Source organism: Methylophilus sp. 42, from assembly GCF_000384155.1.
Lineage (GTDB): Bacteria > Pseudomonadota > Gammaproteobacteria > Burkholderiales > Methylophilaceae > Methylophilus.
In genome coordinates, this window is record NZ_KB913031.1 from 1,704,895 (window position 1) to 1,730,224 (window position 25,330).

Annotated in this window: 20 protein-coding genes and 1 tRNA gene; 8 read left to right on the forward strand and 13 right to left on the reverse strand. The window is 51.1% G+C overall.

The features are described 5' to 3' along the window. Window positions 1–36 precede the first annotated feature (36 nt). Together leuD and leuC are read right to left on the reverse strand one after the other, a co-directional pair. On the reverse strand, window positions 37–675 hold the full coding sequence (gene leuD / locus MET42_RS0108330) for a 3-isopropylmalate dehydratase small subunit (protein ID WP_019882449.1): 639 nt from the start codon (window positions 673–675) through the stop codon (window positions 37–39). A 12-nt stretch (window positions 676–687) separates the two neighbouring features. After that, window positions 688–2,094: a 3-isopropylmalate dehydratase large subunit gene (leuC, locus tag MET42_RS0108335; protein WP_019882450.1), complete on the reverse strand. Its 1,407-nt coding sequence runs from the start codon at window positions 2,092–2,094 to the stop codon at window positions 688–690. A gap of 119 nt (window positions 2,095–2,213) precedes the next feature. Between leuC and MET42_RS0108340 the strand changes: the two genes are divergently transcribed. Both MET42_RS0108340 and pagP read left to right on the forward strand, forming a co-directional pair. Continuing rightward, entirely contained in the window at window positions 2,214–3,014 is an 801-nt protein-coding gene (locus tag MET42_RS0108340) for a helix-turn-helix transcriptional regulator (protein ID WP_019882452.1), read from the forward strand. Window positions 3,015–3,051: 37 nt separating this feature from the next. Further along, entirely contained in the window at window positions 3,052–3,636 is a 585-nt protein-coding gene (gene pagP, locus MET42_RS0108345; protein ID WP_019882454.1) for a lipid IV(A) palmitoyltransferase PagP, read from the forward strand. Window positions 3,637–3,648: 12 nt separating this feature from the next. Here pagP and cimA read toward each other — a convergent pair whose 3' ends face one another. The 5 genes from cimA to MET42_RS0108370 form a co-directional block, all read right to left on the reverse strand. After that, window positions 3,649–5,217, reverse strand: coding sequence for a citramalate synthase (gene cimA, locus MET42_RS0108350; protein ID WP_019882455.1), 1,569 nt, complete (start codon window positions 5,215–5,217; stop codon window positions 3,649–3,651). Between the two features lie 5 nt (window positions 5,218–5,222). Continuing rightward, complete coding sequence (locus MET42_RS0108355) at window positions 5,223–6,446, reverse strand: argininosuccinate synthase (RefSeq protein ID WP_019882456.1); 1,224 nt, start codon at window positions 6,444–6,446, stop codon at window positions 5,223–5,225. A gap of 38 nt (window positions 6,447–6,484) precedes the next feature. Next, window positions 6,485–7,402: an ornithine carbamoyltransferase gene (argF, locus tag MET42_RS0108360; protein ID WP_019882457.1), complete on the reverse strand. Its 918-nt coding sequence runs from the start codon at window positions 7,400–7,402 to the stop codon at window positions 6,485–6,487. A 22-nt stretch (window positions 7,403–7,424) separates the two neighbouring features. Continuing rightward, window positions 7,425–8,615: an aspartate aminotransferase family protein gene (locus MET42_RS0108365; RefSeq protein WP_051089062.1), complete on the reverse strand. Its 1,191-nt coding sequence runs from the start codon at window positions 8,613–8,615 to the stop codon at window positions 7,425–7,427. 62 nt (window positions 8,616–8,677) lie between these two features. After that, complete coding sequence (locus MET42_RS0108370; RefSeq protein ID WP_019882460.1) at window positions 8,678–9,169, reverse strand: urate hydroxylase PuuD; 492 nt, start codon at window positions 9,167–9,169, stop codon at window positions 8,678–8,680. 374 nt (window positions 9,170–9,543) lie between these two features. On the opposite strand from MET42_RS0108370, the gene mqo reads away from it, so the two are divergent. Both mqo and MET42_RS0108380 read left to right on the forward strand, forming a co-directional pair. Further along, entirely contained in the window at window positions 9,544–11,097 is a 1,554-nt protein-coding gene (gene mqo, locus MET42_RS0108375; RefSeq protein ID WP_019882461.1) for a malate dehydrogenase (quinone), read from the forward strand. Between the two features lie 122 nt (window positions 11,098–11,219). Beyond that, window positions 11,220–12,965 carry an adenylyl cyclase gene (locus MET42_RS0108380; protein ID WP_232411402.1) on the forward strand — a complete coding sequence of 582 codons (1,746 nt, stop codon included), beginning with the start codon at window positions 11,220–11,222 and terminating at the stop codon, window positions 12,963–12,965. A gap of 14 nt (window positions 12,966–12,979) precedes the next feature. Here the strand turns inward: MET42_RS0108380 and MET42_RS0108385 are convergent, their stop codons facing one another. The 3 genes from MET42_RS0108385 to rnr all read right to left on the reverse strand — a co-directional run bounded on the left by MET42_RS0108385 (window position 12,980) and on the right by rnr (window position 18,163). Beyond that, a complete protein-coding gene (locus MET42_RS0108385; RefSeq protein WP_019882463.1) occupies window positions 12,980–14,755 on the reverse strand; it encodes an ABC transporter ATP-binding protein in 1,776 nt (591 codons plus the stop codon). A gap of 15 nt (window positions 14,756–14,770) precedes the next feature. Further along, window positions 14,771–15,532, reverse strand: coding sequence for a 23S rRNA (guanosine(2251)-2'-O)-methyltransferase RlmB (gene rlmB, locus MET42_RS0108390; RefSeq protein WP_019882464.1), 762 nt, complete (start codon window positions 15,530–15,532; stop codon window positions 14,771–14,773). 150 nt (window positions 15,533–15,682) lie between these two features. After that, window positions 15,683–18,163, reverse strand: a complete 2,481-nt coding sequence (gene rnr, locus MET42_RS14365) for a ribonuclease R (RefSeq protein ID WP_019882465.1) — start codon at window positions 18,161–18,163, stop codon at window positions 15,683–15,685. Between the two features lie 35 nt (window positions 18,164–18,198). Here rnr and MET42_RS0108400 point away from each other — a divergent pair. Further along, window positions 18,199–18,283, forward strand: a tRNA-Leu gene (locus MET42_RS0108400). A gap of 601 nt (window positions 18,284–18,884) precedes the next feature. Beyond that, complete coding sequence (locus MET42_RS14775; protein WP_152604427.1) at window positions 18,885–19,076, forward strand: hypothetical protein; 192 nt, start codon at window positions 18,885–18,887, stop codon at window positions 19,074–19,076. 497 nt (window positions 19,077–19,573) lie between these two features. Here the strand turns inward: MET42_RS14775 and MET42_RS0108405 are convergent, their stop codons facing one another. From MET42_RS0108405 to MET42_RS0108415, 3 genes are all read right to left on the reverse strand, one after another. Then, on the reverse strand, window positions 19,574–20,539 hold the full coding sequence (locus tag MET42_RS0108405) for a PEP-CTERM sorting domain-containing protein (RefSeq protein ID WP_019882466.1): 966 nt from the start codon (window positions 20,537–20,539) through the stop codon (window positions 19,574–19,576). A gap of 103 nt (window positions 20,540–20,642) precedes the next feature. Next, entirely contained in the window at window positions 20,643–21,980 is a 1,338-nt protein-coding gene (locus tag MET42_RS0108410) for an ATP-binding protein (RefSeq protein ID WP_232411404.1), read from the reverse strand. Continuing rightward, on the reverse strand, window positions 21,977–22,639 hold the full coding sequence (locus tag MET42_RS0108415) for a response regulator transcription factor (RefSeq protein WP_019882469.1): 663 nt from the start codon (window positions 22,637–22,639) through the stop codon (window positions 21,977–21,979). The genes MET42_RS0108410 and MET42_RS0108415 overlap by 4 nt, the downstream gene beginning before the upstream one ends. A 161-nt stretch (window positions 22,640–22,800) precedes the next feature. Between MET42_RS0108415 and MET42_RS0108420 the strand changes: the two genes are divergently transcribed. Together MET42_RS0108420 and MET42_RS0108425 are read left to right on the forward strand one after the other, a co-directional pair. After that, window positions 22,801–24,078 (forward strand): TolC family protein, encoded by a 1,278-nt coding sequence (locus MET42_RS0108420; RefSeq protein ID WP_232411406.1) that lies wholly within the window; start codon window positions 22,801–22,803, stop codon window positions 24,076–24,078. A 131-nt stretch (window positions 24,079–24,209) separates the two neighbouring features. Beyond that, complete coding sequence (locus tag MET42_RS0108425; RefSeq protein WP_019882472.1) at window positions 24,210–25,328, forward strand: efflux RND transporter periplasmic adaptor subunit; 1,119 nt, start codon at window positions 24,210–24,212, stop codon at window positions 25,326–25,328. Window positions 25,329–25,330 lie beyond the last annotated feature (2 nt).

Here is a 25,330-nt window from a genome sequence, read left to right on the forward strand (position 1 = left end):
TTGATGCATTCTCTTTGCGAGAGAAGACACGTTCCATTAAGCAAATAACCAGGGCTGACTTTGTTTGTGCTTTTCTTCAAAAGCACGGATCTCATCCGTATGCTGTAAAGTCAGGCCGATTTCATCCAGGCCGTTCAGCAGGTTGTGCTTACGGGTAGGCGTAATCTCAAAACTGAATGACTGGCCTGAAGGCGTAGTCACCGTTTGTGCGGCCAAATCGACATTTAGTGTATAGCCTTCATTGGCCAGGCATTCTTTGAACAGGCTATCGACTTGCTCAGCTGAGGCCACAATCGGCAAAATGCCATTCTTATAGCAGTTATTAAAGAAAATGTCGGCAAAGCTAGGCGCAATAATTACGCGAAAGCCTTGGTCCTCAATCGCCCATGGCGCGTGTTCGCGCGAAGAGCCACAACCAAAGTTATCGCGCGCCAGCAGCACTTGTGCGCCCTGGTAACGTGGCTGGTTCAAGACAAACTCGGTGTTGAGCGGGCGTGTGCTGCAATCCATGCCGGGTTCGCCATAGTTGGTATAACGCCACTCATCAAACAAGTAAGGGCCAAAGCCAGAACGCTTAATTGATTTCAAAAACTGTTTCGGGATAATGGCATCCGTATCAACGTTGGCACGATCCAGCGGACAGGCCAGCCCATTTAAAGTAGTAAATGCTTTCATGATGTTCTCCTCTTATGCGCTGCGCACGTCCACAAAGTGACCGGCAATCGCGGCAGCGGCGGCCATTTCCGGGCTCACCAGGTGCGTACGACCACCCGGGCCCTGGCGGCCTTCAAAGTTACGGTTAGAGGTAGAGGCGCAGCGCTCACCCGGGCTCAAACGGTCTGCGTTCATGGCCAGGCACATGGAGCAACCTGGCTCACGCCATTCAAAACCAGCCTCAATAAAAATCTTGTCCAGGCCTTCAGCCTCTGCCTGGCGCTTCACTTGGCCAGAACCCGGCACGACCATCGCTAGTTTGATATTGCTGGCCACTTTTTTACCCTTGGCGACACCAGCTGCAGCGCGCAAATCCTCAATGCGGGAATTTGTGCATGAACCAATAAAAATCTTATCCAGCTGAATTTGATCAATCGGCGTATTCGCTGACAAGCCCATGTATTTCAAGGCGTTTTCGATACTGGTGCGCTTGGTCGCATCCACTTCTTTCGCCGGATCCGGTACCGTAGAGCCAATTGGCAGTACTTGCTCGGGTGAGGTGCCCCAGGTCACTTGCGGCGCAATTTCAGCACCATTTAAGGTCACCACGGTATCAAATTCTGCGTCAGCTTCAGAGTTCAGTGTAGTCCAGTAAGCCACCGCTTTGCTCCAGTGGTCACCTTTAGGCGCATGCAAACGACCTTCGAGGTAGGCCGCTGTTTTCTCGTCTGGCGCGACCAGGCCGGCGCGTGCGCCTGCTTCAATCGCCATATTACACAGCGTCATACGGCCTTCCATGGACAAGCTACGAATCACTTCGCCACCGAATTCAATCGCATAGCCAGTACCGCCAGCAGTCCCGATTTTGCCAATAATAGCCAATGCCACATCTTTCGCGGTCACACCTTTGCCAAGCTGGCCGTCAACACGCACCAGCATGCTTTTGGATTTTTTGGCCACCAGTGTTTGTGTCGCCAACACGTGTTCTACTTCTGAGGTACCAATACCATGCGCCAAGGCACCGAAAGCGCCATGGGTAGAGGTATGGCTATCGCCACAGACCACGGTCATGCCTGGCAAGGTTGTACCATTTTCAGGCCCGATGACGTGGATAATGCCCTGGTCTTTGTTTTTAAACGGGAAATATACCAAAGCGCCAAACTCTTTGATGTTGTTGTCCAGGGTTTCTACCTGCAGACGCGAGATCGGGTCTTCAATACCTTTGTCCCAATCTTTGGTCGGTGTATTGTGGTCAGGGTTCGCCACAATACTGGAGTTACGCCATGGCTTTCGGCCAGCCATACGCAAGCCTTCAAACGCCTGCGGGCTGGTGACTTCGTGTACCAGATGACGGTCGATATAAATCAAACAGGTGCCATCAGATTCCTCATGCACCACATGCGATTCCCACAATTTGTCGTACAGCGTTTTGCCTGCCATGACTGTTCCTTTCTTACCACGCAAATATTGATAAAACTCGCGCAGAATACCTAAGTTTTAATACCCTTACAAGAAGATAGTTTATACTAGTATTAAGACTAATAGGATAAACAAATCAAATGGATACGAGAAGGCAGGAACTGGCAGAATTTCTGCAAGCCATGCGTCAGCGTGGTACCCCGGAAGAATTCGGATTCCCTTCTGGTTCACGCCGCCGCACACAAGGTTTACGCCGCGAAGAAGTCGCACAACTGGCCAGCATCAGCGCGACCTGGTATACCTGGATAGAGCAGGCACGCGAAGTCAATGTTTCGGCCGAAGCGTTGGACAGGCTGGCAACAGCCTTGAAACTCAGTAAGTCTGAACGCAGTTATTTGTTTGATATGGCCGACAGACGTGATCCACAAGCACATCAAAACGAAGTCGATACCGCCCCGGAAACACTGGTCGCCATGCTGGAGCAGATGCAGATTCCCGCCTATGTGATGGGCCGCACCTGGGATATCCTGGCCTGGAACCAGCCAGCAGAGACATTATTTACCGGACTGCTGGACGTCGCCTGGCCGAAGACCCAGCGCCCAAACCTGCTGCGCTTTGTCTTTGCAAATCCACAAGCCCGGCAGTTTGTCGTTAATTGGGAGATGCGTGCACGCCGCCTGGTGGCTGAATTTCGCGCAGACTGCCGCTCGAGATTAGAGGAACCTGAAGTTAAGCAACTGGTCAGTGAGTTAAGTACCGCCAGTGTAGAATTTACCCAATTCTGGAAACAACACGATGTACTGGAACGACAAGGCGGACAACGTGAATTTCAACATCCAGTGCATGGATTGATTCACTTTCAACAAGTCACGCTGAAGCCTGTAGAGCAGGAGCAACTGAAACTGGTGCTTTTGCAACCAACCAGCACAGCAAATTCATGAGAAAATGTTAACCAAAAATCAGACCGCTTAAAATGTTATGAAAATATATGCACTCCTCTTCATCAGCACACTCAGCCTGCACGCAAACGCTGAACCAGTTAGTGTAGAAACAGCAAGCCCAGAATCTGCCAATGCTGCAACGCAAGACAGCTGGCTGGGGCAGCTTAAAAACCACCTGACGGATGTATGGCAAAAATCCGATCAAACCGATTTATATGTACCGCTGGTGACTTATCACAACAGAAGCATGTACTCGAAAGAGAAAGTTGATTCGTTTAACGAGCGTCCGTGGGGGCTGGGTATAGGCAAGTCGCACCGCGATGCTGACAGCAACTGGGATGGTTACTATGTGATGGCATTTAAAGATTCACATGACGACTGGGAACCCATTGTCGGTTATGGACATGTCAAAAATCTGGTCGGTCAAGCCAGTGGCTTAAATGCTGGCGTGGGATTAACGGCCGGGTTCACAGCCAGAAGTGATTACAACTACAAGCCGCTACCTGTGCTGCTGCCGATTGCAGCCATGGGATACGATAAAGTGATTGTCAACGCCACCTATGTGCCTGGCACAAAGGGCAATGGTAATGTGCTGTTTATGTGGTCAACGGTGGCATTTTAACTAACGCGCAGATTAAACGCGGATCAGTTTATACTCAATGGCATCTTTCAGCGCCAGCCATGAGGCCTGAATAATGTCAGAAGAAACACCCATGGTGGCACAGGTGGTTTGCTGATCGGTAGACTCAATCAACACCCTCACCTTGGCCGCAGTCGCCAGGTTAGAGTCCAGCACGCGCACTTTGTAATCCACCAGCTTAATGTCCTTGATAGCCGGATAGAATGGCTCCAGCGCCTTACGCATGGCTTTATCCAGCGCATTGACCGGGCCATCGCCTTGCGCAGTTGCTGCCGCATCCTTGCCTTTGACGCTCAAATGGATGCTGACAGACGAGTTCAAACCATCTTCCGATGGCTCATAAATATTCACTTTGTAATGTTGCAAGCTGAAAAAAGGCTCAAACTTGCCCAGCAATTTTTGCATCAGCAAATCAAAAGAGCTTTCGGCATTTTCAAACTGGTAGCCTTCGTGCTCCAGCGCTTTGAGATGCTCCAGGATATTGACTGCAGCGTCAGACTCTTTGGTCAAAGTAGGATCTATTTGCTGTAATTTGCGCAAAATAGCGCCGCGCCCCGCCACCTCGGACACCAGGATATGGCGCTGATTGCCGACCACTCCGGGGTTAATATGCTCATAAGACTTAGGGTTTTTATTCACCGCATCAATATGCATGCCGCCCTTGTGTGCAAAGGCATCATGCCCCACATACGGCGCTTTATCGTTAAATGCCACATTGGCCACTTCACTGACAAAACGCGCAGCCGCGGTTAACTCAGACAATTGCGCCGGTGACACACACTCCAAGCCGAGTTTGAGTTGTACATTCGGGATAATCGACACCAGGTTGGCATTGCCACAACGCTCACCAATCCCATTGATGGTGCCTTGCACCTGTACTGCGCCTGCCTGCACGGCCGCCACTGAGTTCGCTACGGCCATTTCGCAATCGTTATGGCAATGAATACCGATTTGAACGGACGGGAAATGCTTCACCACGGTCTCGGTGATCGCAAACACTTCGTTCGGGAAAGTGCCTCCGTTTGTATCACACAATGCCAGTACATCAGCCCCAGCATCCACTGCGGCTTGCAGGGTTTGCATGGCATATTCGCGATTGGCTTTGTAACCATCGTAGAAGTGTTCAGCGTCAAATACCACCTCTTTGCCCTGCGCTTTTAAATAGGCAATGGTGTCACCTATCATGGCCAGGTTTTCCTGCAACGTGGTGCGCAGGATATCGGTGACCTGGTAATCCCAGCTTTTGCCAAAAATCGCGACCGCCTGCGTGTTAGCAGAAAGTAGCGATTGCAAATTCTTATCTTCGGCCGCGGCAATGCCGATGCGACGCGTACTGCCAAAAGCAATAATTTTGGCATGCTGCAATTGCAACTCACCGACGCGTGCGAAAAACTCAAGATCTTTAGGATTCGAACCAGGGTTGCCTGCCTCTATATACCCAATGCCCAGCTGGTCCAGGCGTTGCACGACCTTGAGTTTATCTTCCACTGAAAAAGACACGCCTTGCGCCTGCGCGCCATCACGCAACGTGGAGTCGTAAGCAATGACGCGTCGATTGGCCATAAAAATTATTTTTTACGGTTGTGCAAATTAGCCGCAATACGCATACGTAAAGCATTCAGCTTGATAAAGCCACCAGCGTCTTTTTGATCGTAAGCGCCTTTGTCATCTTCAAACGTGGCAATGGTTGAATCAAACAAGGAGTCTGTCTTGCTGTCACGACCGACAACAATGACATTCCCTTTGTAAAGCTTGACGCGCACCCAGCCATTCACCGTCGCCTGTGTATGGTCGATCAGCGTTTGCAAGGCAACACGCTCAGGGCTCCACCAGTAACCGTTGTAAATCAGGCTGGCGTAACGTGGCATCAAGTCATCTTTCAAATGCGCCACTTCGCGGTCCAATGTGATGCTTTCAATCGCACGATGTGCTTTGAGGATAATGGTACCGCCAGGCGTTTCGTAGCAACCACGAGACTTCATGCCCACATAGCGGTTTTCCACCAGATCCAGACGGCCCACGCCGTGCTGACCACCAATACGGTTTAATTCGGCCAGAATCTCGTGTGCTTTCATGGCTTTGCCATTCAAGGCCACGATATCGCCATGTTTGAACTCAATATCCAGATACTCGGCAGCATCAGGTGCCTTTTCCGGTGAAACAGTCCAGCGCCACATATCTTCTTCAGCTTCAGCAGAAGGGTCTTCCAGGTGACGGCCTTCATAAGAGATATGCAACAAGTTGGCATCCATCGAATATGGACTGCCGCCTTGTTTATGCTTCATTTCCACCGGGATACTGTGTTTTTCGGCATAAGCCAGCAATTTCTCACGGGACAACAAATCCCATTCACGCCATGGCGCAATAATCTGGATATTCGGATTGAGCGCATAAGCACCTAACTCAAAACGCACCTGGTCGTTGCCTTTACCGGTCGCCCCATGCGAAATGGCATCGGCTTTGGTTTCATTGGCAATTTCAATCAGACGCTTGGCAATCAATGGGCGTGCAATCGAAGTACCCAGCAGGTATTCGCCTTCGTACACCGTATTGGCACGAAACATCGGGAACACAAAATCACGCACAAACTCTTCACGCAAGTCGTCGATATAAATCTCGCTCACGCCAAATTTTTTGGCTTTTTCACGCGCCGGTTCCAGCTCCTCGCCTTGACCGAGGTCAGCGGTAAACGTCACCACTTCACATTGATAGGTATCTTGTAACCACTTCAAAATCACGGAGGTGTCCAGACCACCGGAATAAGCCAACACCGCTTTTTTAATATCGCTCATCTAAATTATCCCAAACTGAATTCATCTGGCTTGTGAAATCAAGCCACTTTTCCTAACAACAAATATTCCATCAATGCTTTTTGCGTGTGCAAGCGGTTCTCCGCCTCATCCCACACCACGCTTTGCTTGCCATCAATCACTTCGGCAGACACTTCCTCGCCGCGGTGCGCTGGCAGGCAGTGCATAAACACCGCATCGGCCTTAGCCACTTTCATCATATCTTCATCGACTTGCCAGTCAGCAAAATCTTTACGACGCTCTTCGTTTTCGGCTTCAAAACCCATCGATGTCCACACGTCAGTGGTCACTAAATCTGCATCACGTGCTGCTTCCATCGGATCAGCAAAAGACTCAAAGTGCGAGGTGCCATACAAATTGGCGCGCTCAGGCTCAACTTCATAGCCCGGCGGCGTAGAGACATGTACATTAAAGTCGAGTACTTCTGCCGCTTGCAACCAGGTATTGCAGACGTTATTACTGTCACCAATCCATGCCACGGTTTTGCCTTGAATCGACCCACGATGCTCGATAAAAGTGAAAATATCAGCCAGAATCTGGCACGGGTGGTATTCATTGGTCAGGCCATTGACGACGGGCACGCGCGAGTTTTGCGCAAAGCGTTCAATGATGCTTTGCTCAAAAGTACGAATCATGACGATGTCACTCATGCGTGAAATGACTTGTGCCGCATCTTCTACCGGCTCACCGCGACCCAGTTGTGAGTCACGCGTATTCAGGTAAATCGCTGAGCCACCCAATTGCTGCATACCGGCCTCAAATGACAAGCGCGTACGCGTACTGGCTTTTTCAAAGATCATGACCAGCGTGCGGTCGACCAGCGGCCAGTATTGTTTGTAGTCTTTAAACTGCGATTTAATCCATTTGGCACGCGCAAAGATATGTTCAATCTCGTCGCGCGTCAGGTCATTAAATTGCAAAAAGTGTTTAATACTCATAATGTGTTGGGCACTTGTTCAATCAAGCGCTTGCCTTTAAAAAATTCAATATCAGTGGCGTCAGCCTGCTAACCAGTTCATCCGCTTCTTGCTTGTTCATCACCAGGGATGGCAGCAAACGAATCACTTTTTCAGAAGTCACGTTAATCAGCAATTTGGCCGCCAATGCCTGCTTGACCAACTCTGCACAAGGCCTATCCAGCTCGATGCCTATCATCATGCCGGCATTGCGGATGTTGATGACGCCAGCTTCACCTTTGAGCGCGGCAGTAAATTGCTGGCGGATGTAATCACCCACCGTGTCTGCATTTTCGCGCAGTTTCTCTTCGGCAATAATATCCAGTGTGGCCAAACCAGCAGCTGTCGCTAACGGGTTGCCGCCAAAAGTAGAGCCATGCTTGCCTGGGGTGAAGGTTTCAGCCGCAATGCCACGCGCCACACAGGCGCCAATCGGCACACCTGAGCCCAGGCCCTTGGCCAGGGTCATGACATCAGGCACGATGCCAGTATGCTGGAACGCAAACCAGGTACCGGTTCTGGCAATGCCGGATTGCACTTCGTCGAGCATGAGCAACCAGCCATTGGCATCACAAATCTCGCGCAAGCCTTGCAAATAGGCTTTGAGGCTGGCCGGAATATGCACGCCACCTTCCCCTTGCACGGGCTCGACCAGGATGGCAACCACGTTGTTTTTGTGTGAAGCGATGGTTTTTACTGCCTCAAGATCATCAAATGGCACACGCAGGAAACCACTCACCAAGGGCTCAAAACCGGCCTGCACCTTGCGATTGCCGGTGGCAGACAAGGTTGCCATGGTCCGGCCGTGAAAGCTTTGATCCATGACAATGATTTCCGGGTGGTCTATGCCTTTGTTATGGCCATACAGTCGTGCCAGTTTGATGGCCGCCTCGTTGGCTTCACAACCAGAGTTACAGAAGAACACGCGGTCCATGCCGGACAATTCAGCCAGTTTATCGGCAAGCGCAGATTGCTCGGCAATCTGGTAAATATTGGAGACATGGATCAATCTGGCAATTTGCGCATTGAGTGCAGCCACAAATTTGGGATGGGCATGGCCCAGGCCATTTACTGCCACGCCGGACAGCGCATCCAGATAGCGATCACCGGCAGTGTCTGTCAGCCAGACGCCCTCGCCTTTGACAAACGTCACAGGCTGCCTACCATAGGTGTTCATTAAGTGTTCCGAATGCATTTCAAACCCTTTTTCAAAAAACAAAAACGGCGGCTTAAGCCGCCGTAAACGCCTTAAACCCGCTAAAAACCTAATACTGCGCGATGACTCAATCCATTCGCCATAAAAAACAACATTGGCAATGAAAGCATCAAATTGGTACGCGATGCCAGCATGGCCACACGTCGCGCTTTATTTTTTGCCGCATCATCCGCGGCAACCATACCCAGAATTTTTTTCTGGTTGGGCCAAATCAGAGCCCAGACATTAAACAGCATAATCGTACCCAACCAGGCCCCTACGCCTATCAGCTCAAATCCGTTACGCAATGCAAAGGCATCAACAAAATGTGGCCCCAGCAAAGCCGCACCGGCCAGCCATGTCACGACAGCCGACCAGCGAAACCATAACAAGGCGCGTGGGGCAATATGTTTATTAATCCCGGCGGCTGTTCCATCCGCAGCGGCAGCCTTCAGGCCTGCCATTTGTACCAGGCTGAAGTAATAAAGCAGGCCGACCCAGGTAATGCCTGCCAGAAAATGTATCCACCGCGCGAGTGCCGGTACCAGTTCCATGGATTAGCCCCCTGCCACAATGAAATTTTTAAGGAAAAAAACCAGAGCCAGGGTTAACAGCAACCCTGAAATGACGGACCCGACAACTGATTCCAGCGGATTTTTCATACGCACCCCAATCATGTATTCCACAGTGAGCCTGACTACTTGTCCGTTTAGGGAAAACTTGCCGCATTACGACTCGATGACGCTTGCGAACTGTTTGCCCTAACTTCAAGTCAGGATTCGTTTTTTTCTAGTTTTAAACCATTTCTGGTGAATGTCAGAGATTACCGCAAAAGCCTTTTGTTGACAAGTTCGTGCAATCACGATTGCAGCGGCTTTACAGGCGATTCAATGTCGTCTATGCAGCGTGTTTTTCGATTTATATTATAATGCGCGGCGGCATTATGATTGTGCGTTTGACATCCAGGCGCCTCAACACGGGGGAATCACAAACCATGGCAACAACTGATCTCGATGTATTGTTGGTTGGTGGCGGCATTATGAGCGCTACGCTGGCAGTTCTGCTACATCGACTCGACCCAACCCTGCATATTTGCATGGTAGAGCAACTCGATGATGTTGCCCTCGAAAGTTCAGATGCATTGAATAATGCCGGGACCGGTCACGCCGGTTATTGTGAGCTCAACTACACCCCTAAAGATAAACATGGCGACATTCAGATTCGCCGTGCACTTGAGATTAACGCGGCATTCGAGGTCTCACTGCAATGCTGGTCTAGCCTGGTCAAAGAAGGCGTGTTAAATGCGGCTGATTTTATTCAGCGCGTGCCACATTTAAGTGCCGTTTGGGGCGAAAGTGATTCTGCATTCTTACGCAAACGCTTTGAGGCATTACAAGCGCACCCGCTATTTGCCGAGATGCAATGGAGCGACCAGGCCAGTCAATTAAGCGACTGGATGCCGCTGATGATGGCCGGTCGCCAGCCTGCCGGAAAAATGTCTGCTACCCGTGTCGCACATGGTTCGGATGTGAACTTTGGCGCCCTGACACGTCAACTGGTTGCCTATTTAAAAACACGCCCAAACTTCACCTTGCTGACGCAATCGCGCGTCACCAAACTCAAGCAGCAACAGCAACGTGAACAAAGCAGCTGGCAACTGCATATCCAGCATTTACCTTCAGGACACACGCAAACCTATCAATCCAAATTTGTCTTTTTAGGTGCTGGCGGTGGTGCTTTACCTTTACTGCAACAATCTGGCATCCCGGAAGCACACGGTTATGGCGGCTTCCCGGTCAGCGGTCAATGGCTGATTTGCAACAACACGAAACTGATCAACGCGCACCATGCAAAAGTCTATAGCCAGGCGGCTGTTGGCGCACCACCCATGTCAGTGCCGCACCTGGACACGCGCATGATACAAGGCCAGCCAGCGTTGTTGTTTGGCCCTTATGCCGGATTCACCACGCGCTTTCTCAAACAAGGCTCGCGTTTCGACCTGGCAAAATCGGTCAAACTGAAAAATATCAAAAGCTTGCTCGGAGTTAGCCGCCACAATCTTGACTTAACCAAATACCTGATTAAAGAAGTCTTTCAGAACCACGAGCAGCGCATGGAATCCTTACGCGTGTTTTTGCCCGAAGCTAACAGCAATGACTGGCAGTTAGCGCATGCCGGACAACGCGTACAAATTATCAAACGCTGCCATCAGCATTGGGGCAAACTCGAATTTGGCACTGAAATTGTTGCCAGCGCCGATGGCAGCTTAGCTGCCCTGCTTGGCGCCTCACCTGGTGCCTCGGTTAGCGTGAAAGCCATGCTGGATGTGTTGCAACGCTGCTTTGCCAGCCGTATGCAAAGCAGCGAATGGCAAGACTCACTGAAAGCGCTGATTCCTTCTTTTGGTGAATCACTGATTGACGATGCCAGCTTACTCGCCCGCGTGCGCAGCGACACATTAAGCACCCTGAACTTGGGCTAGACCATGGCATATCATCGTATTGCCACACACACCCGGCAATGTATAGAAAATGAAAAAAATGGAATTTCATAGGCCGTGTTGTGGTCATGTATGAAATGATTTCGATTGAAAGCTCCCTGTTTATGCGTTCTTTTTTGCCAGACTCTTTAACATTTAAAACGCTCGGCGCTGGATTTGCCGCCCTCTTGTTACTTGGCTGCCAGGCAACCGATGCCAAAAAGGCGCAACCGGTGACACCTGACTTTGGTGCCAATGTCATCATTCTGGATCCAGGCATGTCGCCGGACGCGATCCAAAACAAACTGGACAGTTTGTTCAAGCAGCAGGAAGCTAACCAGTTTGGCCCAGAACGCTATGCCGTCCTGTTCAAGCCTGGCGTCTACCACAACAAAGTCAAACTCGGCTTTTATACGCAATTACTGGGCTTGGGACAGTTTCCTGATGATGTGATGCTGCAAGGTGGCATTCAGGTAGAAGCACACTGGCATGAAGAAGATGCCACACAAAACTTCTGGCGCAGCGTAGAAAACCTTTCGGTGACCCCAGACAATGGCACCATGCAATGGGCCGTGTCACAAGCGGCCCCGTTACGCCGTATTCATGTACGCGGCAATATGTTGCTAGACGATAATGGCGGCTGGTCCAGCGGCGGTTTTATTGCTGACAGCCTGATTGACCAGCAAATCAACTCAGGCACGCAGCAACAGTGGTTGACCAGAAATTCAACCGTTGGCAGCTGGACCAATGCCAACTGGAACATGGTATTTGTGGGCGTGAAAAACGCACCCGATAGCGAGCACTGGCCTACCCCGCCTTACACGGTGGTCGAGAAAACGCCACTTGTGCGTGAAAAACCCTTTCTCACCATAGACGGCACCGGTGCTTACCAGGTATTCGTGCCTGCCTTGCATGCCAACACGCAAGGCATCTCCTGGCAACAAGCACACATAGCAGGTGAAACTTTGCCGCTGTCGCAGTTTTATATTGCCAAAGCGGCGGTTGATACTGCAGACAGTATCAACACCGCGCTAAGCAGCGGCAAGCACCTGCTGCTAACACCAGGCATTTACACCCTGAACAAGCCTTTGCAAGTCACGCAGCCCAATACCGTCGTCCTGGGCTTGGGCATCGCCACGCTGAAACCGGTGGCGGGTAATGTTGCTCTGTCAATTGCCGATGTGGACGGCGTAAAACTGGGCGGCGTGTTATTCGACGCCGGTGAAAAGAATTCTGACGTTTTGCTGCAAATCGGCGATCATAAGGGCACGGTCAGTCACGCCAACAACCCCACCACCTTACATGATGTATTTTTCAGGGTAGGCGGGGCGGCCGTTGGCAATGCCACGCACAGCATCATCATCAACAGCAATCATGTGATTGGTGACAATTTGTGGGTATGGCGCGGTGATCACGGTAACGGTATCGGCTGGGCCAGCAATAAGACGAAGCACGGCATCGTCGTCAACGGTGATGATGTAACCATGTATGGCTTGTTTGTAGAACACTTTCATGATTACCAGACAGTGTGGAACGGCGACAATGGCGCGGTCTACTTCTACCAGAGCGAAGCACCTTATGATGTGCCTGATCAGCAAAGCTGGATGAATGGTAGTGTCAATGGCTTTGCTTCTTACAAAGTGGGTGACCAGGTGACCCGTCACAAAGCGGTGGGCATGGGTGTGTATTGCTTTTTTAATGACAACCCCAGCGTGAAACTCAATAGCGCGATTGAGGCACCGGTGTCTGAACATATCCAGTTCCAGCGCATGACCGCAGTTTCCCTTGGCGGCACAGGTGAAATTACGCATGTCCTCAATCAATCAGGAGACGCGGCTAAACCTGGCAATGAGGTAGTTAGGCTGCCATAAGGCGAGCGAGACAATCAGGCCGTTTGCTGTCCATACAAACGTTGATAAACGCTGCCAGCCTGCTTGACCAGCGTCTCATGCTGCCCTTCTTCGATAATACGACCACCGTCAAATACCAGCACACGGTCAGCCTCTTTCACCGCCGATAAGCGATGGGCAATGATAATGGTAGTGCGTCCACGCAAAAATGTGCGCATGGCTTGATGCAGCAAAGCTTCGGTGTGTGTATCCAGCATCGAAGTCGCTTCATCCAGAATCACGATTTGTGGCTGCTTAAGCATCATGCGTGCAATCGCCAGCCGCTGACGCTGACCACCTGACAGACGTACGCCACTGCGCCCAAGTTGTGTGTCCAGTCCTTCGGGTAAGTCACGGACAAATTGTGCCAACTGCGCAACCTCCAGCGCTTGCCATAACGCATCATCCGCATAAGGCTGGTCTAGGCTCAGGTTTTGTCGCACACTATCGTTAAACAGCATGGGTTGCTGTAGCACCACCCCTAAATGCTCTCGGATTTGTGCATAGCCCAACTGCTCCATGGCTTGCCCGTTGAACAGAATCTGCCCACGGCTGGGCGCATATAAACCGAGCAGTAATTGCACTAGCGTGGATTTGCCTGCGCCTGACACACCAACCAGCGCCACCTGTTCGCCCGGCGCAATATCCAGGGTCACATCCTCCAGAATTGGGCTGCCTTCACCATAGGCAAACGTCACCTGCTGCAAACGAATCGCCGCCGGACTTTGTGTAGCAAACCCATTGACCTGCGCAGGATAATGCGGCTCTTCGTCAGCGGCCAGTACCTGGTTAATCCTGCCTAGCGCAGCTTTGGCGGCGTAATAAGATACTTGCACCGACAACAGCTCTTGCACTGGCCCCATCATGAACCATAAATAACCAAACACCGCGATCATCTGCCCAACAGAAAGGTTGGAAAACACCACCATCAGCATCGCCACTGCGCGAAAAATTTCAAAGCCAAACAGGAAAATGCCAAACGATAACCGTGATAAAGCATCTGATTTCCAGCCGGAAGCGGTCGCCGCAGCCCTCACCGCTTCGGCAGCCTGCTTGGCTTTATCCAGAAAGCGTTTATCGCTGTTGCTGGCACGTAATTGCTGCATGACTTCCAGCGTTTCAGTGACAGATTGTGACAGCATTTCAAAGGCACTGTTTTCACGCTGCTTCCACACTTTGACCTTTTTACCCAGCACCATGGTCAGCCCGATCACAAACGGGTTCAACAACAGGATAATCAGTGCCAGTTGCCAGTGCATCCACAGTAAAACAACGGCCACACCGATGACACTGAGGACGGCCACCAGCACTTTAGCGATGGTTTCCCCCAGAAATTTGTCCAGTGTTTCAATATCCGTCAGCAAGCGTGCCGTGATCTGGCCTGCACCCAGGCTTTCATAGACCTGCATGCGGATACGGGAGAGCTTGTCTAACAGTGTCTGCCGCACGCCCAGCGTCACCTGCTTGGACAGGCCGACAAAAATACGCGTGGTGGCGACGCCCAGCAGCACACTGCCCAGACGCAAGCTCATGGTCAGCAGCGTCACCAGCAGAATGATGGCAATCGGCCCCAGCGAATCAGCGGGAAGCAACCAGGTCATGAGTTGCGTGAGTTTGCCTGGCTGATGAAGTAGTACTTCATCTACCAGCAAGGGCATCAGCAAGGGAATAGGCACCGCCACAACGGCACCCAGAAACGCCAACCACTGCCCCAGCCACAAACGCCGGGATTGCAGACGCAGCTGCTGCCACAAATCACGCAAGGTCAACATCACAACGACCGGAAGTTAAGCTTTGCCGCCAGCCAACACTCGCTGACGACGAATCTCATATAAGGCAATACCACTGGCCACACTGACGTTCAGGCTTTGTACCGAACCGAACATCGGGATGGTGATCAGTGCATCACAAGTTTCCTGGGTCAAACGGCGCATCCCATCCCCTTCAGCGCCCATGACGAGTGCGATCGGGCCTTCCAGCTTGGTGTTATGCAAGGAGCCTGGGGCATCCATGGTGGTGCCAATGATATACACCCCAGCCTCTTTCAATTCGCGAATGGTGCGGGCAAGATTGGTGACCGAGATAAACGGCACAGTCTCTGCCGCGCCACTGGCGACTTTACGTACGGTGCCATTGAGGCCGACAGAACGATCTTTAGGCGCAATAATCGCGTGTACGCCCATGGCATCGGCCACACGCAAGCAGGCGCCCAGGTTATGCGGGTCCTGCACGCCATCCAGAATCAGGAAAAATGGCGGCTCATCGAGGTCTGACTCCAGCACATCATGGATGTCCTTGTACGGCATAGGCGTTTCCACCACACGGGCAATCACACCCTGATGACGGCCATGCGCGCCAATAAAGCCATCCAGACGATGACGCTCGGCCTGAATGACACGAATATTTTGCGACTTTGCCATGTCGAGTAAATCGCGCATACGCGCATCGACACGGTCTTGATCAATAATAATTTCCTGAATGCTGCTGCCATGCTGACGCATGCGACTCAACACCGCATGAAAACCAAACAGAATGCGGGTTTCTGACATAGTGACTCCTAATTTTTCTTAATGACTTTTGCCAAGCTATCTGCACAAGATAACCTGTACAAAAGATAAAACACGAATCGCGCAGGCCCAGCAACATTTTAATATTGCTGCGCACTGCGCGAATAAATGACAAATTAACTCCAGACGCTATTATCGTGCTTTTGCCTTGGGTTTGCCTTTATTTTTTTGTGCCGAGTGGCGACCTTTATCCTTGGCTGAACGTGATTTTCCTGCTGTCGCTTTGCCTGTCGTGGGCTTATCGCCCTGGCTACGCGGTAATTTTGCGCCTGCACTGGCAGGTTTGGCTTTTGTAGCCGCAGACTTGGCCCAGGCCGCTGGCGCTGCTTTAACAGGCGTATTCAATCCTGCTGTTTTAGCAGACCGGCCTCTTGTACCGGCCGGTTTCTCATCATCAGCGGATAATCCACCTTCCAGCTCTGCCGAGCCTTCTACGGCGCCAACCAGCGTAAAGTCGATACGCGAAGTCTCCAAATCAACCCGTACCACTTTCACGGTTAAACGATCGCCCAGCCGGTAACGTACACCCGTACGCTCGCCCACCATTTCGTGACGGGCTTTATCATGAATGAAATAGTCATTGCCGAGGTCAGTCACGTGCAACAAGCCTTCAACGTAGACCTCATCCAGCGCCACAAACAAACCAAAGCTGGTCACACCAGCCACTGTGCCGCTAAATACCTCACCAACCTTATCCTGCATGTAAAAACACTTCAGCCAGTTGGTCACATCACGCGTGGCATCATCGGCACGGCGTTCGGTCATCGAGCAATGCACACCCAGTTGATGCCAGTCTTTGGCTTGATAACGTTTGCCTTCTACCACAGCCTTGATGGCACGATGCACCAGCAAGTCCGGGTAACGCCGAATCGGCGAGGTAAAGTGGGTGTAAGCCTCATAAGCCAGGCCAAAGTGGCCGACATTATCCGGGCTATACACCGCTTGCTGCATAGAGCGCAACATCACGGTTTGCAACAACTGAGCATCTGGCCGTGTCTTGATACGCTGCATGAGTTTGGCATAGTCTTTGGCACTTGGATTTTCGCCACCGCCAACACCAAAGCCAAACTCTCCCATAAACAAGCGTAAGGCTTCCAGTTTTTCAGGCGTCGGACCTTCGTGGATGCGGAACAAACAGGTTTGTTCATTTTTAAGCAAAAAGTCAGCCGCACAGACGTTGGCCGCCAACATACATTCTTCAATCAGCTTGTGGGCGTCATTACGCACCACGGGCACGATTTTGTCGATTTTGCCATTGTCATTGAACACCATCATGGTTTCAGTCGACTCAAACTCGACTGCACCGCGCTTTTCACGCTGGGTCAGCATTAACCGGAACAGGCTGTTCAGGTTTTGCACATGCGGTAACAGCCAGGCGTATTCTTCTGCCAGCGCAGGATCTTCGCCCTGCAACAAGGCCGCGACCTTGGTATAGGTCATGCGCGCCTTAGACAGCATGACAGAAGGATAGAACTGGTATTGCTTGACCACGCCCTGGCCATCGATCTGCATATCGCACACCATGCACAAGCGTTCAACATCCGGGTTCAGTGAACACAGGCCATTAGACAACGCCTCTGGCAGCATAGGGATCACGCGGCGAGGAAAATACACCGAGTTGCCGCGGTCGTAAGCATCTTTATCCAGTGCATCGCCAGGTTGCACATAAAAACTCACATCGGCAATCGCCACCACCAGACGCCAGCCTTTGCCTTGCGGCTCAGCAAATACGGCATCATCAAAGTCGCGCGCCGTTTCACCATCAATGGTAATCAATGCCAGGTCACGCAGGTCTTTGCGGCCTTTGTAATCCTTAGCTTGCACGGTTCTGGGAAAGTCCTCAGCCTGCTTGACCGCTGCAGGATTAAACTGATGAGGCAAATGATGTTTACGCAAGGCAATCTCGATTTCCATGCCACTGTCGGCATAGTTACCCAGGATTTCCACAATTTTACCCATGGGGCTGGAGTGAGAAGAGGGATACTCCGTCAACTCAACCGTCACGATCTGGCCGACCTGCGCATCCATATCCAGATGATAAGGAATCAGCACATCCTGGCTGATGCGCTTATCCTCTGCGGCAACAATCGTCACGCCTTGCGCACGAATCACACGCCCGACCAACGTTTTGTTAGCGCGTTCCAGCACCTCGACCAGCTTGCCTTCGGGACGCCCCTTACGGTCCACGCCCGCCAGGCGCACCATGGCACGATCACCATGCATGACCAAGGTCATCTCTTTTGGCCCCAGAAAGATATCTTCCGGGTTCTTGGTTTTATCATCCGGCACTAAAAAGCCATAGCCATCGGTATGACCAAACACCGTGCCAGCAATCAGGTGGATCTTATCCGGCAGGCAAAATGCCCCCTTGCGGTTACGCATTAACTGGCCATCACGCTCCATGGCGCCCAGCCTGCGGTTAAAAATATCTCGTTCATCATGGCTAATGTCGAGTAATACATAAATCTGGTCGGCACTCAGGGGGACTCCCTGGTCCGAGAGCAATTGCAACACCAACTCGCGACTCGGCAATGGTGTTTGATATAACTCAGCTTCACGCTGGGCCTGCGGGTCATTTGCACGCAGGGATTTTTTCGTTTTTCTGGTTGACAATATTTATTCTTCCTTTAAAATGCACAGCTTCTTTAGCCCAGATGGCGAAATTGGTAGACGCGCTAGTTTCAGGTACTAGTGTTTAACGACGTGGAGGTTCGAGTCCTCTTCTGGGCACCATCAAGCAGCTTACAAGCTGCGCCAAATACAGATTCCCAAGCACTCAATTTTTTGCGTTTTTGAATAATTGCTTTTGCTTCGTTCTGAATCACCATGGCCACAGTTTAACATCTTTCATGTTTGCGTCAGATTAAACTTTAAGGCTCTTCGGCAACAACGTTACGCCCCCTCCTTAGCTTTTAAATAGTACTTAGCAATGCTTGTCGTTTTGTGACAACCAATGGCTTAGCCATCCTTGTCCAACACTTGTCTGCAGCATGCTCAGCAACATTTCTTTTGTATCCCTGCTTCGCGCGTAAATCATCACACCGAGTCTCAGCGTTACTCAACGCTGATCAAACTGATATCTCTTTGCCATGTCGTAATCACCTTAAATGTGAATAGCGCTTAAAAAATTAACTTGTTTTAATTTAAGTTTATAATTAACATTAATTAACACTTCATCCATTAAGTAACGAAGTGTAGTGCGTCAGACATCCACGCGTTTCAACTGAGCGTAAAAATGACGTTTAAAGGTAATTCTCTCAGCAATGGCAGTCAGTGAGAAACAAGCACCACTGCCAGCAGATTGAATTCATGTTAACTTTTAAAGAGATCTAATATGGCGATTAATCAACTTTCCCAATCTGAAACACAAAGCATTTCTGGCGGCTCCGAGTTTTTTCCAGGTTATGCATCCGGCCCTTATATTACGGGTAGCGTCTTTAGTTACTTCAACCAACCCGGTCTCGATTACCGCCCGATTTCCTGGTATCACCCAGGGTATACCCCCACACCAAGCCCATCACTTTAACGTTACTGAGACTGACGTTTGAAGCATGATTTGGCAAGCCAGATCGAATGAATATTAACTTTTGAAAGGTAGAATATGGCCATCAACCAACTTTCCCAATCTGAAACACAAACGGTTTCAGGCGGATCACAATTTTTTCCAGGCTATGCCTATAGCCCTTTTATCATGGGCAGCGTCTTTAGTTACTTCAATCAACCCGGCCTCAATTACGGCCCTATCTCATGGTACAACCCTGGATATCACGGTGGATGCATACCAGCACCTAGCCCATGCACACCACCGCCTCCACCGCCATGCGGCAGCTGCCAGCCAAGCAACCACGACCACGGCTAATCAACGATCGTGTCATTAAAAGCGCTTAGTGTCATCATTTATTAGTACAGTCATTTAAGCGTTTGAATGCTGACAGCCAACACCTGGTGCTTCACATATCAGGTAAAACAAAAAGCCCCCTGCATTTAGGGGGCTTTTTATATCACCAGGTTATATCAGGTCAATTACACGCGGCGACGTGAAAGTGCCATGAGCGCCCCTAAACCGAGCATCATCATTAAAGATGAAGAAGCCTCTGGCACCGGAGTCACTGTCAGCGACGCATAGGAATGCCCAACCGTAATGCACAAATCGGTGGTGGCTGAAAGACTCGCAGTCCCTAACAGGCCTAATGAGTTGATACCGATATCATCCAGCGTAATGCTCAAGGCATTGGTTTGCACCGCGCAACTAAATGTGGCCGCACTGCAACTGCTGGCAAGCACGCCATCTGCCCAGTATTTACTCTCATTGGCCCAGATGGAAGCATGCCCCAGCGGCCCCAGGTCCAAATCAACGCCCCCCGAGGCTGCCGCCGCCAGGTCAATCGAATGCCCCAGAATGCTCAGACTGGCACCCGTAAAAGTGCTATCCCCGTTTGCCGTGAACAAGCCAGTGCTTTCATTCACCGTGACGGTGGATATTGAACTGATTAAATCCGCTTTCAGCGCCAACGCGCTAGACACATGAAGATCCAGATTCTCTACGCTCCCAGTACCGATGGCGCTATTTGACCCAGGCACAGGATTGTTTTCAAGATAGGCCCCAGAACCTGAGAAAGTGGCAGACCCCGCTTGTGTTGGCATCAGCAGTGCCAAAATCGGGTTCAAGCTAGATAACACACCGTTGCCAGCGCCACTCGTGCTCAGGCCTAGATTCAGGGTTGAATTTGTTTGCGTTGGGATTGGCGTGCCTGCGCTTGCGACACTGATATCTCCCAGCGCCACTGGTGTTGTAATGCCCACGGTTGCCTGGCCTACGGTAATAGAGCCGATTGGAAATAGATTGGCTTTTGCTGTCACCTGGGCGCTTAAATCCAGATACATGCCATAGCCGTCTGCGGCATCTGCGCTGACAGCGACTGGCGCAGCAGATGCAGCGTGGCTAAAAGCGAATAAAATGGCTGTGGTAATCAGGGAATGCTTCATCATCAATACTCTCCTAAACAAAAATAAAAACAAACGTCAATACAAATATTAACATTTGTTTGTCATTATGTTTACATTTTTTATCAATTAAAGGAGATTTAATGTCTTATTGTGATGCATGCACCTGGTATTCAAAGATGACAATTAATCCGCTCTGGGATGGTTTATTCTCGAGGCGAACGCTAGCCTGATGCTTTAAAGCTATTTCCTTTACAATTGCCAGGCCCAGGCCAGAGCCCGTGGTCTCTGATTGTTCTACGCGATAAAAGCGATCAAATACTTTTTCCAGTGCATCCGGCTCAATGCCTGGGCCACTATCTTCTACTTCAAATCGCAATCCATCCGCTAAGGCCGTGAGTGACAGATTAATCACGCCATGTACAGGCGTGTAGTGAATCGCATTGACGATAATATTATTGAGCAGGACTTCAATCTCATCTGGCAGCCCCATCATGGTCACCTCGTCGGCGCGCGTGAAGCCAATATCCAGTTGTTTCTTGCGATATAACGGACCTAAATCATTCAATACTTTGATCACCAAAGGGTTTAAATGCACAGATTGCATTTCTTGCTGCCTGGCATCAGGATCCACTTTCGCCAGCGTGAGCAACTGGTGTACCAGGCGCTCCATACGTGCAACCCCACCCTGCGCTTGCTGCAGGCAATGATCTAACTCAGCTTTGTCGCCATGCTGCATGGCACTGATTTGCAACTTGAGCGCAGTCACCGGCGTCCTGAGCTCATGTGCGGCATCACCGGTGAAGCGTTTCTGCATGGCAATGGCATTACTCACTCTTTGCATCCAGCCATTCAGCGCCTGAATAATCGGCTTCAGCTCATCAGGCGGCTGGGCGATGGTAAGCGGCGTCAGTTGATCCGCGCGTCTAATGTCAATTTCAGACGATAGCGCCAGCAATGGTTTAAAGGTTTTTCGTATCACCAGCAACGCACCCAAAATCAGAAACGGCACGATCAGCAACTGCGGAATAATCAGGTGGATAGCCACTTCGCGGATGGTGCGTTGCCGCAGTTTAAAGTCCTGTGCGACCACACAGGTAGTGTCGCCACGCTTGGCAACAAATACCTGCCAACGCTTTTGATTTGCCCATTGCGTGGACAACCCTAGCCGTGCCGTATCAACATCAAACGCACGCTGGTGCGACTGGTAAATCACCTTCCCCTGTTGCTGTAGTTGAATCAGATAATCCTGCTCGCCACGCATTTTGGATGGAATACTGTGTTTTGCTGGGTCGTAACGCGTCGCAAGGCTTGCTAGTTGGTCACTGCCTATGATGGTCTCGGCCAAATGCTGTAAATTAGCATCATAAAGCTCACCCAGTTCGTCCGCCGTTGACTGGTAAGATAAAAAGGACAGCAAACCGATAATGCACACGATGGCAATCGACAGGTAGACGGCCAGCTCGACCCTAATGGACCGCATCATGGTGCTTTTTGCCCAGGGAATGCGTAGCCTATGCCACGAACGGTTTGAATAATCTCTGCGCCAAATTTTTTGCGTATGGTATGCACATGCACTTCGACGGCATTGCTGTCGACCTCTCCGCCCCAGCCATACAGTTTTTCTTCCAGTTGTGTTTTTGAAAAAATCATTCCTGGCTGTGACATGAGCGCGTGCATGATGGCAAAAGTCTTGCTAGAAAGCCGCTGACTGATATCGCCCATGGTTAAGGTATAACTGGCAATATCCAGCACCACATCATTAACCCGTATCTGGTTGGAGTGCCGCTCCTCTTTACGCCTGAAAATCGCGCGTAACCGGGCCTCAATCTCTTCGACAGAAAAAGGCTTTAATACATAATCATCAGCCCCAGCATCCAGGCCTTGAATGCGGTGTTCAATCGCATCCCTGGCGGTAATAATGATCACGGGCAGTGCATTGCCTGCTTTTCTTAAAGCAGACAACAAGGCCATACCAGACTTTCCAGGCAGGCCAAGATCAAGCAACATGGCATCAAACGTTTCACCGGCCAATGCCGCTTCAGCCTGAAAAGCATCTGGCGCCCAGTAAATCGCATGCGCCCGCATGGCCTGCTGCAGGCTTTCTGCGATCATGCGGTCGTCTTCTACCAGCAATAACTTCAACGGCTCATCCTCTCTTTGAATACTGCCATTCTAACCAAGCTAGCTTAAGGGATTCTTAAAAAATGGCTTAAGTTTGCCTTAAGAAACCGCAGGCAAGATGCAACCCTGTCATCATTCACAGGGATTTATCCATGCCCAATCAGTTCAAGCAAGCAGCAAGCATGAGTATCGCATTGCTACTGGCTGCCTGCCAAACGCCACAGACGATACGGCCAGCGCAAGTCGTCGATAGCATCGTCGCTGCAGACTCAACGCTGCAAGCCAACCGTAACAACGATCAAACAAGCAACGCAACGACCTTATCTGAGTATGATGCCGTGCTGTTGGCACTTAAACAGAATCCGGCCTTCAAGTCGCAGCTCAGTGATCTGGAACTGTCAAATGCGGATGTACAACAAGCCAACCAGATCGCTAACCCATCACTTTTTTATGCCTTTAGCGCCGCCAACAAACCTTACCGTTACGCAATCGAGTTTCCGATTGAAGCCTTGTTGTTGCGCCCCATGCGTCTCAAGCAAGCCCAGGCGCAGGCACAAGCCACGCAGTACCAATTGATGCAATCCGGCTTTACCCTGATTCGAGATACCCGCGTGGCCTATGCCCAGGCCGTCATTGCAGCAGAAAAACGCGAACGCTTAAAGCAGGGACTGCAACTCAACCAGACCATCGCCAGCCTGACCAACACACGTGAACAATTAGGCGATATCAGCGCACAAGAAACCTTGCTGGCGCAAAACGAAGCCCTGCTTGCAGCCAGGGATTTGCAACTGGCCGATATGGATGCGCAACTGGCACAGACCCAGCTCATGCATATGCTGGGCTGGATGGATGGACACAAGACATTATCCCTCAGCGAGCAATTGATACCAGCTTGCTCGGCCGTCGATATTGCGCAGCTTAAAAGCGTGGCACTGAGTAGCCGCCCTGATATCCTCGCCGCAGAAGCAACGATGGCCGCGGCCAAAGAAAAACACACCCTGAGCAAATTCAACTGGTTAGGCCCATCAGTCATTGCAGATGCAACCAGCGGCCAAAGCAATGGCCATGTGCTTGCCCCGGCCATCCGCATGAATTTGCCGTTATTCAACCAGAACCAGGGCCAAATCCAGCGCGCCGATGCCGAACTGACAAAGGCCCAGCAAGATGCCGAGGCGGTCAAACTCAAAGCGTCACTGGAAATCAACACAGCGCACCTGAAGTACCAGCGCGATTGCCAGGAGTGGCAGCAACTGCATACGCAACTACAACCTAATGCGCGGCAAACCATACAGTATGCAGAAAGTGCCTACCGCGATGGCGAGATTGCCTATTTAAATGTGCTGGAAAGCAGTAAACGCTTTATCAGCCTGCAATTGCGCGAAACACAATTAAAGGCCGACCTGATCAGCAATTGGTCAGACTTGATGCGCAGTACCAGCCATGCCACCACACGCCCCTGATTCCCTATAGAAAGTCATTCTTCATGCAGATTACTCAGCGCTTGCTTCACAGACACTTATTACACAGACATAAGATCCTTCCCCTGCTCATACTGACGGCGTTCCTGGATGCTGGCGCAGTCAGCCCAGTCATGGCCGCTGACACAGGCAAGCCTCAACAGACCACGATCGCTGAAAGCCAGTTAAACCAGGTCACCCTGTCGGCAGAAGCCATTAAAAAACTGGGGCTGACGACCACGCAAGCCACCGTGTCACGCCAGACCGGCACACGCAACTACCCGGCACAAGCCAGCTTGGCTCCCGAAGCCCTGGCAGCTTACAGCACCCCCATGAATGGCTATGTAACTTTTACGCCAGGCAAGCATTTACAGGTCGGCAGCCAAGTGAAAGCCGGGCAAATTTTGTTGACGATCAACCCGGTAGTGACCCCGGAAATCCGCTTAGGCCTGATGACCAGCCTGGCAGATGCAGAAGGGCAATTGCAGGCTGCAGATAAACAATTGTCGGCACATCTGTTAACCCTGGGTCGTACCCGGCAACTCTGGCAACAGCATGTCGGCAGCCAGAGGGCTGTAGATGACGCACAGGCGAATGTCGCGATGGCAGAGACCAGCCTGCGCACTGCCACACAAAAGCGCGACCTGTTAAAACAAGCGGTAGAGCAAGGCTCGGCGGGTACCTATCATATTAAGGCGGCCAATGATGGCATCATCAGCAACATTTACTTCAGCGCCGGCCAGCTGCTGGTTGCCGGTGCCAAACTGGTCGACATTGTGCAACCCGGACGTTTGTTGGTCACCGCCTATGTCCCCTATGCGCAAGCAGGCCAGTTAAACCTCAATGCAGAGGCGTGGCTGGCGGGTGCTGCCGGGGTCTCTGCTGACTATGCACTGAAACCGGTGGTCAGCCCGCAAGAAGCAGACCCGCTGACCGGGACCCGCAAGCTGCTATATACGCTGCAATCTCAAGGTGACATTGTGCCCATGCAGCGACTGACCGTGCAGATTCCACAACGTGGACAGGCACAAACACGCCTCAGCGTGCCTTGCTCGTCCACCATTGTCGATATGAATGGCAACACCTGGTTATACGTGCAGCAGGATGAAACACACTTTGCCCGCCAACTGGTGTTTGTCACCCAGTCCGGCAAACAAGGCTGTTCATTGGCTGATCAACGCCTGGTCGGCAAGGCGGTCGTCACGCAGGGCGCACAGGAACTGTTTGCCGTAGAAACCGGTTATACCCACTAAAT

Coding starts and splice junctions, on each gene's coding strand:
- leuD (WP_019882449.1), bottom strand. CDS start 675: ATGAAAGCATTTACTACTTTAAATGGGCTGGCCTGTCCGCTGGATCGT.
- leuC (WP_019882450.1), bottom strand. CDS start 2,094: ATGGCAGGCAAAACGCTGTACGACAAATTGTGGGAATCGCATGTGGTG.
- MET42_RS0108340 (WP_019882452.1), top strand. CDS start 2,214: ATGGATACGAGAAGGCAGGAACTGGCAGAATTTCTGCAAGCCATGCGT.
- pagP (WP_019882454.1), top strand. CDS start 3,052: ATGAAAATATATGCACTCCTCTTCATCAGCACACTCAGCCTGCACGCA.
- cimA (WP_019882455.1), bottom strand. CDS start 5,217: ATGGCCAATCGACGCGTCATTGCTTACGACTCCACGTTGCGTGATGGC.
- MET42_RS0108355 (WP_019882456.1), bottom strand. CDS start 6,446: ATGAGCGATATTAAAAAAGCGGTGTTGGCTTATTCCGGTGGTCTGGAC.
- argF (WP_019882457.1), bottom strand. CDS start 7,402: ATGAGTATTAAACACTTTTTGCAATTTAATGACCTGACGCGCGACGAG.
- MET42_RS0108365 (WP_051089062.1), bottom strand. CDS start 8,615: ATGCATTCGGAACACTTAATGAACACCTATGGTAGGCAGCCTGTGACG.
- MET42_RS0108370 (WP_019882460.1), bottom strand. CDS start 9,169: ATGGAACTGGTACCGGCACTCGCGCGGTGGATACATTTTCTGGCAGGC.
- mqo (WP_019882461.1), top strand. CDS start 9,544: ATGCGCGGCGGCATTATGATTGTGCGTTTGACATCCAGGCGCCTCAAC.
- MET42_RS0108380 (WP_232411402.1), top strand. CDS start 11,220: ATGCGTTCTTTTTTGCCAGACTCTTTAACATTTAAAACGCTCGGCGCT.
- MET42_RS0108385 (WP_019882463.1), bottom strand. CDS start 14,755: ATGTTGACCTTGCGTGATTTGTGGCAGCAGCTGCGTCTGCAATCCCGG.
- rlmB (WP_019882464.1), bottom strand. CDS start 15,532: ATGTCAGAAACCCGCATTCTGTTTGGTTTTCATGCGGTGTTGAGTCGC.
- MET42_RS14775 (WP_152604427.1), top strand. CDS start 18,885: ATGGCGATTAATCAACTTTCCCAATCTGAAACACAAAGCATTTCTGGC.
- MET42_RS0108405 (WP_019882466.1), bottom strand. CDS start 20,539: ATGATGAAGCATTCCCTGATTACCACAGCCATTTTATTCGCTTTTAGC.
- MET42_RS0108410 (WP_232411404.1), bottom strand. CDS start 21,980: ATGATGCGGTCCATTAGGGTCGAGCTGGCCGTCTACCTGTCGATTGCC.
- MET42_RS0108420 (WP_232411406.1), top strand. CDS start 22,801: ATGAGTATCGCATTGCTACTGGCTGCCTGCCAAACGCCACAGACGATA.
- MET42_RS0108425 (WP_019882472.1), top strand. CDS start 24,210: ATGGCCGCTGACACAGGCAAGCCTCAACAGACCACGATCGCTGAAAGC.